Here is an 11,407-nt window from a genome sequence, read left to right on the forward strand (position 1 = left end):
ATCACTTGTGGCACGAATCCCGGATTGCGCTACGCTCCATCCGGGCTACGAAGCGCGCGAACAGCGGGGACGATTTCGCCCCGCCCCATGACCATTTGACCCCGCCTCCCTATATTGCCTGATCCTTCGAATCAGGCAGCTCATGCGCGTCTTCAGCGTCCCCCTCTCAGTTCCGTTCCTGCGCACGGTCGTCGCGAGCCTGCTCGAGGGACGACTGGTCGAGGGATTCGAGGCGCGCAAGGAACCAGCGCGTCTGGCGGATGCGACGCTATACCTCCCGACACGGCGCGCGATGCGCGTGGTGCGCGAGATCTTCCTCGACGAGATGAAGGCCGATGCCGTCGTGCTGCCGCGCATCGTCGCGCTCGGCGACATCGACGAGGATGAGCTCGCCTTCGCCGACGAGGGCGAGCAGTTCTCCGGCGCAACGCCGCTCGACATACCGCCGCGGCTCGGCGAGCTCGAACGACGGCTGACGCTGGCGCAACTGGTCGCAGCCTGGGCCAAGGGCCCGGTGCTGTCGCCACTGGTGGTCGGCGGGCCCGCTTCGACGCTGGCGCTCGCCGGCGACCTCGCGCGCCTGATCGACGACATGGTGACGCGCGGCGTCGACTGGAGCGCGCTCGACGGTCTCGTACCTGACAACCTCGACCGCTATTGGCAGCACTCGCTCGAATTTTTGCGGATCGCACGCATCGCCTGGCCCGGTCATCTCACCGAGATCAACCGGATTGAACCCGCAGCCCGGCGCGATCTCCTGATCGCGGCGGAAGCCAAGCGCCTGACCGCACATCCCCATGGGCCCGTGATCGCAGCGGGCTCGACCGGCTCGATGCCGGCCACCGCGAAATTCCTGCATGCGGTCGCCTCGTTGCCACATGGCGCAGTGGTGCTGCCGGGCCTCGACACCGATCTCGACGACGACGCCTGGCGCAGCATCGGCGGCGTGCGCGACTCGCTCGGCAAGTTCGCGGAGCATCCGGCGTCAAACCATCCGCAATACGCGATGAACGCACTGCTGGATCGTTTTGGCATCAAGCGCAGTGACGTCGAGATTCTCCAGCCGCCAACGGACGGCGGCCGCGATCTGCTCGCATCGGAATCGATGCGGCCGTCGGCCAAGACGGAAGTCTGGCACGATCGGCTGAAGCAGCCGGACGTCGCGGCGAAGATCGCCGGTGGCATGAAGAATCTCGCTGTCGTCGAAGCACCCAATCCTGAAATGGAAGCGCTCGCCATTGCCATCGCCATGCGCGAAGCACGGCATCTCGACAAATCGGCAGCGCTGGTGACGCCGGACCGCGCGCTGGCGCGGCGGGTGATGGCCGCGCTGACCCGATGGGATCTCGCCTTCGATGATTCCGGCGGCGACGTGCTGATGGAAACATCCGCCGGCGTCTTTGCGCGTTTCACGGCGGAAGCCGCGACCAAGGGACTGGAGCCACCGACGCTGCTGGCGATGCTGAAGCATCCGCTGTGCCGGCTCGGCCGGCTGCCTGGCGCATGGAAGGCCGCGATCGAAGATCTCGAGCTTGCAGTCCTGCGCGGCACGCGCCCGCCCGCGGGCACCGGCGGCCTGCTGCGCGAATTCAACCGCTTTCGCGACGAGCTGACAAAGCTGTGGCGCAGCGAGGTCTCCGCGCTTCACAAGGCCGAGCCCCGTGCGCGTCTCAAGGTCGAAAATATCGACCGCATCCAGACGCTGATCGACACCTTGCAGAAGGCGCTGGCGCCGATCGAGAATCTGGTGTCGGCCAAGCCATATGACTTTGCCGAACTCGCGCACCGGCATCGCGAGATCATGATCGAGCTGTCGCGCGACGAGCAGGGCACCCCGCTCGCCTTCGAGGAGCGCGAAGGCCTCGCGCTCGCCGGCGCCTTCGACGATCTCCTGCGCGGCGGCACGATCAGCGGATTGATGGTGACGCTGCCTGATTATGCCGACGTCTTCCAGACCGCTTTCAGCGATCGCGCCGTGAGGCGGCGAGACAAGCCGGGCGCGCGGCTGCAGATCTACGGCCCGCTGGAATCGCGCCTGATGCAGGCCGACCGCATCATCGTCGGCGGCCTGATCGAAGGCGTCTGGCCACCGGCTCCGCGCATCGACCCCTGGCTCAGCCGGCCGATGCGGCACGAGCTCGGTCTCGATCTGCCGGAGCGCCGCATCGGCCTCTCCGCCCACGACTTTGCTCAGCTGCTCGGCGGCGACGAGGTGATCCTCACCCATTCCGCCAAGGCCGGCGGCGCACCTGCGGTGGCTTCGCGCTTCCTTCATCGGCTGGAGGCGGTTGCGGGCGACGATCATTGGAAGGCGGCCGTTCGCGCCGGCGAGAAATATGTGCAGTTCGCGGGCGCGCTCGACCAACCGGACGAGGTCCGGCCGATCAAGCAACCGGAGCCGCGGCCGCCGCGGGCGACGCGGCCGCTCAGGATGTCGGTGACCGCGATCGAAGACTGGCTGCGCGATCCCTACACGATCTACGCAAAACACATTTTGCGGCTCGATGCGCTCGATCCCGTCGACATGCCGCTGTCGGCCGCCGACCGCGGCTCGGCGATTCATGATGCGATCGGCGAGTTCACCGAGAGCTATGCCGCGCGTCTGCCCGACGATCCCGCGCGCGTGCTGCGCACGATCGGCGAGAAACATTTCGCGCCGCTGATGGAGCGACCCGAGGCGCGGGCGCTGTGGTGGCCGCGTTTCCAGCGCATCGCGCGCTGGTTCGGCGAATGGGAGACCGCGCGCCGCGACGCGATCGAGGCCATCGTCGCGGAGACGCGCGGCGAGATTTCAATCGTGCTCGACAGCGCGCGCAGCTTCCGTCTTTCGGCACGCGCCGACCGCATCGAGCGGCGCCAGGGCGGCGGCTATGCCATCCTCGACTACAAGACCGGACAGCCGCCGACCGGCAAGCAGGTTCGCATGGGCCTGTCGCCGCAGCTCACCCTGGAGGCCGCGATCCTGCGCGAGGGTGGCTTTCCCGATATCGACGCCGGCGCGTCGGTGAGCCAGCTCGTCTATGTGCGCCTGAGCGGCAACAATCCGCCGGGCGAGGAGCGCATCCTCGAGCTCAAGTACAAACCCGGCGACGAGCCGCAGCCGCCGGACACAGCAGCAGCCGAAGCGCGCGCCAAGCTTGAGGCCCTGATCCGTGCCTTCGATGACGAGAACCAGCCCTACACCTCGCTGAACCTGCCGATGTGGTCCAACCGCTACGGCACCTATGACGATCTCGCCCGGATCAAGGAATGGTCTGCGGCCGGCGGTTTGGGGATCGAGGAATGGTGAAGCTGCCACGTCCCATTCCCGACGAGGTGCGCGCGCGGCAAGCGCGTGCGTCCGATCCGACCGCGTCGGCGTTCGTGTCGGCCAATGCCGGCTCGGGCAAGACCCATGTGCTGGTGCAGCGGGTGATCCGCCTGCTGCTGTCGGGCGTGCCGCCGGAGAAGATCCTCTGCATCACTTTTACCAAAGCCGCCGCCGCCAACATGGCCGAGCGCGTGTTCACCACGCTCGGTCATTGGGTGACGCTGGATGATACCGGGCTCGACGCAGCGATCCGCGCTGTCGGCATTCCGCATCCCAGCGCGAAAATTCGGCGCGACGCGCGAAAACTGTTCGCCTGCGCGCTGGAAACGCCGGGCGGGCTGAAGGTGCAGACCATCCACGCGCTGTGCACGCGCCTGCTCCAGCAATTCCCGTTCGAGGCCAACGTTCCCGCGCGCTTTGCCGTGATCGACGAGCGCGACCAGACCGACATGATGGAGCGCGCCAATCTCAAGGTGCTGCTGGAGGCCGCGCGCGATCCCGAGAGCGTCACCGGCCGCGCATTGCTGACCGCAATGGCCAGCGCCGCCGACGTCACCTTCAAGGAGGTCGTGCGCGAGGCGTGCCTGAGCCGCGATCACTTCATGGCCTGGACGGATGAGGCCGGCAACGCCGAAGCCGCGGCGACGCAGATGGCGTCGGCGCTGGGCGTTGATGCGAGCGACCGCATCGAGGACGTCGAGACGGAGATTCTCGATGGACCCTATCTGCCGCGATCGCGCTGGGACGACATCGCCTTTGCGCTGGAGGACGGCAGCAAGTCCGACAACGACCAGGCCAGCCGGCTCCGCGAGGCCAAGGCGTTCTCCGGCAGCGCGCAGGTCGATGCCTATCTCTGCGTCTTCCTCACCGACGAAAAGCTGCCGCGCAAGGCCGTGCTGACGAAAAAATTTGGCGACCACAATCCGTCCGTCGCCCGCCTGTTCGAGAACGAGGCGCAGCGCATCAGCGGCTTGATCGAGAAGCGCCGCGCCGTGACCATGCGCGACCGCACCGCGGCCCTGCTGCATATCGCGACCGCGGCCGCCGCCAACTACCGCCGCGAGAAGCAGGAGCGCGGTCTGCTCGACTACGACGACCTCATCGACAAGACGCTGGCGATGCTGAATCGCGTCTCGTCGGGCTGGGTGCATTACAAGCTCGACCGCGGCGTCGATCACGTCCTGATCGACGAAGCCCAGGACACCAGCCCGCGGCAATGGGACATCGTCGCGCACATCATCTCCGAATTCACCGCCGGGGAAGGCGCGCGCGAGGGGCTGAACCGCACGGTGTTCGCGGTCGGCGACGAGAAGCAGTCGATCTTCTCGTTCCAGGGCGCAGCCCCCCACGAATTCGATGCGCGCCGGCGAGAGCTGCACCGCAAGTTCACCGCCGCCGGGCTGAAGTTCGACCCCGTGGCCTTCACCTATTCGTTCCGCTCGGGCGCCGCGATCCTGCACTCGGTCGACCACGTCTTCCGCGAGCAGGAGATCTACAAGAGCATCCATTCGGTCGAGATCGGCCATCCCCTGCACAACGCGCTCGCCGATGCCGGTCCGAGCGTGATCGAGCTGTGGGATCTGGCTGTCGCCGACGACCGCCAGGAGATCGAAGGCTGGCGCGCGCCGTTTGACGGCGTCGCTGTCACCAGCCCAGAAGTCAAGCTGGCGCGCCGCATCCAGGCCGAGATCAAGCGGCTGGTCGAGAGTGGCACGCTGACCGGGCACGAAGGCGAGCGCCGACCGCTGCGCTATGGCGACATGCTGATCCTGGTGCGCCGCCGCGGCAATGCCTTCGATGCCGTGATCCAGGCGCTGAAGCACACTGGCGTTCCGGTGGCCGGCGCCGACAGGCTCAAGCTGACCGAGCACATCGCGATCATCGACCTGATGAACCTCGCTGATGCCCTGCTGCTGCCGCAGGACGATCTCGCGCTGGCGGTGGCGCTGAAGAGTCCGCTGTTCGGCCTCGATGACGACGATCTGTTCCAGCTTGCCCACGACCGCAAGGGATCGCTGCGCCGCGCGCTCGGCGAGCATGCGAAGGGAAGCGAGAAGTTTGCGGCCGTGCTGCGGCGGCTGGAAGCCTGCGAGATTCGCGCGCGCGAGGAGACGCCGTTCGCCTTCTACGCCTGGCTGTTAGGGGGCGACGGCGGACGTGCGCGCATCCTGCGCCGGCTCGGCTTTGAAGCCAACGACGCGCTCGACGAATTCCTGGAACTGGCGCTGAGCTGTGAGCGCAAGGCGCCGGCATCGTTGCAAGGCTTCATGGCCTGGCTGCGCTCGGCCGACACCGAGGTGAAGCGCGACATGGAGATCTCGCGCGACGAGGTACGGGTGATGACCGTGCACGGCGCCAAGGGCCTGGAGGCTTCGGTCGTGTTCATGGTCGACACCACATCGTCGCCCGCGGATTCGCAGCGGGTCCGGCTGATCCACGTGCCGCGCGGCAATGGCGGCGAGGTCGTGGTCTGGGCCGGTCGCAAGGCCGACGACCCCAAGCCTGTCGCCGACGCGCGCAGGGCCATGCTCGAGGAAACCGAGGACGAATATCGCCGCCTGCTTTATGTCGCGATGACACGTGCGGCCGACCGGCTAATCGTCGGCGGCTGCATGCCCGGCAACATGAAGACGGTCCGCAAGCTCAGCTGGTACGACCTGGTCGACACTGGTCTCGCCGGCTCGGGCCTGGACAAGCAGACGATCGAGACGCCGCTCGGCAAGGTGACCCGATTCGCCCGACCGGAGGACGTCGCCGCGCTGGGTATCCCGGCGGCGACCATGGACCAGACGGTCGCGCTGCCCGCCTGGCTGCGAACCCCGGCGCCGCACGAGACCGTTGACGACGATCTGGTGCGTCCGTCCGGCCAGTCAGCTGAAGAAGGCCGCAGCGTGCGGACAGGCGAATCGGTGCAATCGCGCGCGCTGGCACTGCAGCGCGGCACGCTGGTGCACCGGCTGCTGCAATCCCTACCTGATATCGCCGCGGAGCGCCGGCGCGAGGCCGCGCTCGGCTTCATGGCGCGCAATGCCTCCGACTGGACCGAGGCCGACCGCGCCGCGTTGGCCGACAAGGTGCTGGCTTTGATCACTGAACCGCGCTTTGCGCCGGTGTTTGCCGCCGGCAGCCGGGCCGAGGTGGCCATCGCCGGCCGGCTGGAGCGGCCGGGCCGTACTCCAGCATTGGTGTCGGGACAGATCGACCGACTGGTCGTTCGTCCAGAGGAGGTTTTGATCGTCGATTTCAAGACCAACCAGGCGGCGCCCAAGAACGCGGCCGCAGCGCCCGCCGCCTATGTCCGGCAGCTTGCGCTGTACCGGGCGGTGCTGGCACAGCTTTATCCCCAAAAGCCCATCCGCGCCGTCCTGCTCTGGACGGAGGCCCTTGAATATATGGAGATTTCAGCCCCCGCGCTGGACGCGGCGCTGGCATCCCTTCATCTCGGTGTGAGCGTCCTTGACCCGGCAAGGAGCCGTTCATAGGTTGACCCCATGATCCCGGGCGCGATTCCCATGCGCGCCGATTCTTTCAACCGAGTGAGGTACTCCAATGGCCGTTAGCAAGGTTTCCGACGCCGATTTCGAAGCCGAAGTGCTCAAGGCGAACGGCCCCGTGGTCGTCGATTTCTGGGCCGAGTGGTGCGGCCCCTGCCGCATGATCGCGCCCGCCCTCGACGAGATCGCCGGCGCTATGGGCGACAAGGTCAAGATCGTCAAGCTCAACGTCGACGAGAGCCCGAAGACCGCGTCGAAGTACGGCGTGATGTCGATCCCGACCCTGATGATCTTCAAGGGTGGCGAGATGGCCTCCCGCCAGGTCGGCGCAGCGCCGAAGGCGAAGCTGCAGCAGTGGATCACCTCCGCGGTCTGATCCGCCTCGCACAAGTTTATTTTCGACAACGGCCGGCGAAATGCCGGCCGTTTGCGTTGACGGGACGTGTTCAGCGTATGACGAGTCCCGGCCCTTGCCTGCCCCTCCCACAAAGCGCGCGCGAAGATCGACCTCTCTCGTTGCCATGGAGGCGCGGTCGGTCGACGAAATTCCACGCGGCAAGGAATGGCAATACGAGCCGAAATGGGATGGCTTTCGCTGCCTGCTGTCGCGCGACGGCGGCCATGTCGATCTGCGCTCCAAATCCGGCGAGGATCTCTCCCGCTATTTCCCGGAAGTGGTCGCTGCCGCGCTGAAGCTGAAGGCCGACCGCTTCACGCTCGACGGCGAGATCGTCGTACCGCACGGCAAGAGCTTCTCATTCGACGCGCTGCTGCAACGCATTCACCCGGCTGCAAGCCGCGTGACGAAGCTCTCGCAGGAGACACCGGCGCTCTATCTCACCTTCGATCTTCTCGCGACTGCCCGGGAGAAGCAGCTTGCCAGCAAACCGCTCAGCGAACGCCGACCAGTACTGGAGGCTTTTGCGAAGGCCAATCTGAAGGGGAGCCTCTTCCGCCTGTCACCGGCGACGACGAGCTACGCCACCGCGAAAAAATGGCTGGCGCAATCCGGCGGCGGCTCGGACGGCGTCATCGCCAAGCGCGTCGACCTGCCCTATCAGGCCGGCAATCGCGACGGCATGCAGAAGATCAAGAAATTCCGCAGCGCCGATTGCGTGGTCGGCGGCTTCCGCTACGCCACCAACAAGATCGCCGGGCGAAAGATGGTCGGCTCGCTGCTGCTCGGGCTCTACGACGATGGTGGCTTGCTGCACCATGTCGGCTTCACATCCGCGATCAAGGCAGACCAGAAGCCCGCGCTGACCGACCGGGTGGAGGCGCTGATCGCAGAGCCCGGCTTCACCGGCAACGCGCCGGGCGGGCCGAGCCGCTGGTCCACCGAGCGCTCGGCAATATGGTGTCCGCTCAAACCGAAGCTGGTGATCGAGGTCTGTTACGACCATTTCAGCGGCGAACGCTTCCGCCACGGCACCTCGATTCTGCGCTGGCGCCCCGACAAGGCGCCGCGGCAATGCAGCTTCGAGCAGTTGAAGCAGAAGGCCGCAGATCCGATGAAGCTGCTGAAGTGAGCAGCCCGTGCCGTCTTAATTGATCCATCCCGTCGCGAGCGCGTTCGCCAGCTCCGGCTGACCGTTGCGCCGCGCCAGCTCCGCCATCGCCTCGTGATCATAAGCGACATTGCGGAACGTCACCTGCCAGGCGCCATTCGCAAGCTCGAGAATGGCATAACGCGCATGCGGCGTGCCGGCTTCCACCACATGCGGATACGGATGCTTATCGCGATACCCGGGACTGCCGACGCTGCCGGGATTGACGATCAGCCGGCCATCGCGAAGTCGCACCGCGCGGGCGAGATGGGTGTGGGCGCAGAGGATCAGCAACCGCGTGACGCCTTGCGCGAACTGCTCGATCCGGTCGAGCGGCGACAGCGCCACCGTGCCGTCGGGATGCACGGTGTCGAGCCAATAGACTTCGTCGTTCTCGGGCGTCGCGTGGCAGAGGAACACCTGCTCGCGAAACACCCGCGTCATCGGCTGCGCGCGGAGCCAGTCCAGTTGCGCGGCGTTGAGCGCTGCGTGGGCGGGACGATCCCACGAGCCCATTTTCTCCGGCGGACGATCCAGCAGGTAGCGGTCATGATTGCCGAGCACGTGCACGGCGTCGAGCTGCATCAGGATCTCGATGGTGCGGCGCGCATCGAGCGGCCCGCTCAGCATGTCGCCGAGATTGACGATGTCAGTGATGCCGTGGGCCCGGATGTCGGCGAGCACCGCCTCCAGCGCGAGATAGTTTCCGTGGACGTCGGCGATGGCGGCAAAGCGCATTGAAGCCTCATGCAGGAGGCGTGCCGTTGATCGCCAGCACGTGGCCGGCCAGATACAGCGAGCCTGATATCAGGATGCGCGGCGGCACCTCGTAGGCGAGCTTCGACAGGCCACGCAGTGCGGCTTCGACGCCCGAGACGGTCTCGACGCGCATGCCGAGGCTGCGCGCGGCGTCGGCGAGGCGATCGACCGGCATCGCGTTCTCGGTGTCGGGGATCGGCACCGCAATGATGTGACGGGTGAGGCCGGCGAAATTGGCGAGGAAGCCCTGCGCGTCCTTGTTGGCCATCATGCCCGCGATGACGACCAGCGGTCGCGACACCCGCTCCTCGAGATCGCCGAGCGCGGCGGCCGCGACACGGCCGCCTTCGGCATTGTGCCCGCCATCGAGCCAGATCTCCGAGCCCTGCGGTCCGAGAGCGAGCAGCTCGCCGGAGGTGAGGCGCTGCATCCGCGCCGGCCATTCGGCACCGACGATGCCGGCCTCAAACGCCGCCTGATTGATCCCAAAGTTCGGAATCGCCCGCAGCGTCGCGATCGCGAGGCCGGCATTGTCGAACTGGTGGCGGCCGAACAACCGCGGCGCGGTGAGATCCATCAGGCCGCGATCGTCGGAGTAGACCAGGCGGCCGTGCTCGACATTGACGTGCCAGCTCTCGTTCGCCGCAAACAGCGGCGCGCGCATGCGCCTGGCCTGCGCCTCGATCACCGCCATGGCTTCGCCCGCCTGCTCCGCAGAGATCACGGGCACGCCGCGCTTGATGATCGCTGCCTTCTCGCCGGCGATCGCTGTCAGGGTGTCCCCGAGGAAATCCATGTGGTCCATGCTGACGGGCGTGATCACGCAGGCCGCGGGCGTATCGACCACATTGGTCGAATCGAGCCGGCCGCCGAGGCCGACTTCGAGCAGCACTACGTCGGCCGGGTTCTGTGCGAACAGATGGAAGGCAGCCGCCGTTTTCAGCTCGAACAATGTCGCGGCCTCGCCGGCATTGACGCGCTCGACCTCTTCCAGGGCCGCGCGCAATTCGTCGTCACCGACCAGCATGCCGCCGCCAACGCGGCCGAGCCGGAAGCACTCGTTGATCCTGACGAGATAGGGCGAGGTATAGGCGTGGACGCGTAAGCCCGCGGCCTCCAGCGTCGCGCGCAGGTAGGCGAGTGTCGAGCCCTTGCCGTTGGTACCGGCGATGTGGATCACCGGCGGCAGCTTGCGTTCGGGGTGGCCGAGCCGTTCGAGCAGGCGGTGCATCCGCTCCAGCCCGAGATCGATGCGCTTCTGATGCAGGACCGACAGCCGCCCGATCAATTCACCGAGCGGCGTCTTCGCGCTGTCAGAGGACGCGTTCACGCGTGCGGCGCAGCCGGCGCCGTCTCGGCGGCCGATACGATCTGCGCCGGGCTGAGCACCGGCTGCATCGGCTTCGACGCGGTCTCCAGCGCCGGCGCCTTGGTCAGCAGACGGCAGAGCCGCGCCAGGGTCGGACGCAGCTCGTGGCGATGCACGACCATGTCGACCATGCCGTGCTCTTTCAGATATTCGGCGCGCTGAAACCCTTCAGGCAGCTTCTCGCGGATGGTCTGCTCGATCACGCGGGCGCCGGCAAAGCCGATCAGCGCGCCGGGCTCGGCGATCTGCACGTCGCCGAGCATCGCATAGGACGCGGTGACACCGCCGGTGGTGGGGTTGGTCAGCACGACGATATAGGGTTGCTTGGCCTCGCGCAGCATCTGCACCGCGACCGTCGTGCGCGGCATCTGCATCAGCGACAAGATGCCTTCCTGCATGCGTGCGCCGCCGGATGCGGCGAACACGATGAACGGCGACTTCTTCTCGACTGCGAGCTCGAGCCCGCGGACGATGGCTTCGCCCGCGGCCATGCCGAGCGAGCCGCCCATGAAATCGAAATCCTGCACGGCGACGACCACGGCGGAGCCTTCGAGCTTGCCGTAACCGACCTTGATCGCATCATTCAGATTGGTTCGGGCGCGCGCGTCCTTGATGCGGTCGACGTATTTCTTCTCGTCGCGGAACTTGAGCGGATCGGGCGTGACTTCGGGCAGCGCGACGTCGAACCAGGTCTCGTTGTCGAAGATCGACTTCAAGCGCGCCACCGCGCCCATGCGCATGTGGTAGTTCGAGCCGGGGATGACGAACTGGTTGGCCTCGACGTCCTTGTAGAACACGAGCTGCCCGGAATCCGGGCACTTGATCCACAGATTCTCCGGCGTCTCCCGCCGCAGCATGTTGCGGATCTTCGGCCGGACCACGTTGGTAAGCCAGTTCATGGTTTGCTCCGATGTGCGATGCCGCCTCG

7 protein-coding genes are annotated in these 11,407 nt (G+C 66.7%); 4 read left to right on the top strand and 3 right to left on the bottom strand.

Annotation, left to right across the window (positions count from 1 at the left end):
* Window positions 1-142 precede the first annotated feature (142 nt).
* From addB to GGD61_RS19360, 4 genes are all read left to right on the top strand, one after another.
* Window positions 143-3,289, top strand: a complete 3,147-nt coding sequence (gene addB / locus GGD61_RS19345) for a double-strand break repair protein AddB (protein WP_092251436.1) — start codon at window positions 143-145, stop codon at window positions 3,287-3,289.
* Entirely contained in the window at window positions 3,283-6,792 is a 3,510-nt protein-coding gene (addA, locus tag GGD61_RS19350) for a double-strand break repair helicase AddA (RefSeq protein ID WP_177236841.1), read from the top strand. The genes addB and addA overlap by 7 nt, the downstream gene beginning before the upstream one ends.
* A gap of 67 nt (window positions 6,793-6,859) precedes the next feature.
* Window positions 6,860-7,180, top strand: coding sequence for a thioredoxin (gene trxA / locus GGD61_RS19355; RefSeq protein WP_008540017.1), 321 nt, complete (start codon window positions 6,860-6,862; stop codon window positions 7,178-7,180).
* A 145-nt stretch (window positions 7,181-7,325) separates the two neighbouring features.
* Window positions 7,326-8,333: an ATP-dependent DNA ligase gene (locus tag GGD61_RS19360; RefSeq protein WP_092251434.1), complete on the top strand. Its 1,008-nt coding sequence runs from the start codon at window positions 7,326-7,328 to the stop codon at window positions 8,331-8,333.
* A gap of 15 nt (window positions 8,334-8,348) precedes the next feature.
* Here the strand turns inward: GGD61_RS19360 and GGD61_RS19365 are convergent, their stop codons facing one another.
* Genes GGD61_RS19365 through accD form a run of 3 tightly spaced genes read right to left on the bottom strand, consistent with a single transcriptional unit; the run spans window position 8,349 to window position 11,378 of the window.
* Window positions 8,349-9,089: a metallophosphoesterase gene (locus tag GGD61_RS19365; protein ID WP_183231012.1), complete on the bottom strand. Its 741-nt coding sequence runs from the start codon at window positions 9,087-9,089 to the stop codon at window positions 8,349-8,351.
* A 7-nt stretch (window positions 9,090-9,096) separates the two neighbouring features.
* A complete protein-coding gene (locus tag GGD61_RS19370; RefSeq protein WP_092251432.1) occupies window positions 9,097-10,440 on the bottom strand; it encodes a folylpolyglutamate synthase/dihydrofolate synthase family protein in 1,344 nt (447 codons plus the stop codon).
* Complete coding sequence (gene accD, locus GGD61_RS19375; protein ID WP_092251431.1) at window positions 10,437-11,378, bottom strand: acetyl-CoA carboxylase, carboxyltransferase subunit beta; 942 nt, start codon at window positions 11,376-11,378, stop codon at window positions 10,437-10,439. Before accD ends, GGD61_RS19370 begins: the two co-directional genes overlap by 4 nt.
* Window positions 11,379-11,407: the final 29 nt, after the last annotated feature.

Origin of the sequence: Bradyrhizobium sp. SBR1B, from assembly GCF_014198205.1 — a bacterium.
GTDB lineage: Bacteria > Pseudomonadota > Alphaproteobacteria > Rhizobiales > Xanthobacteraceae > Bradyrhizobium.

Coding starts and splice junctions, on each gene's coding strand:
- addB (WP_092251436.1), top strand. CDS start 143: ATGCGCGTCTTCAGCGTCCCCCTCTCAGTTCCGTTCCTGCGCACGGTC.
- addA (WP_177236841.1), top strand. CDS start 3,283: ATGGTGAAGCTGCCACGTCCCATTCCCGACGAGGTGCGCGCGCGGCAA.
- trxA (WP_008540017.1), top strand. CDS start 6,860: ATGGCCGTTAGCAAGGTTTCCGACGCCGATTTCGAAGCCGAAGTGCTC.
- GGD61_RS19360 (WP_092251434.1), top strand. CDS start 7,326: ATGGAGGCGCGGTCGGTCGACGAAATTCCACGCGGCAAGGAATGGCAA.
- GGD61_RS19365 (WP_183231012.1), bottom strand. CDS start 9,089: ATGCGCTTTGCCGCCATCGCCGACGTCCACGGAAACTATCTCGCGCTG.
- accD (WP_092251431.1), bottom strand. CDS start 11,378: ATGAACTGGCTTACCAACGTGGTCCGGCCGAAGATCCGCAACATGCTG.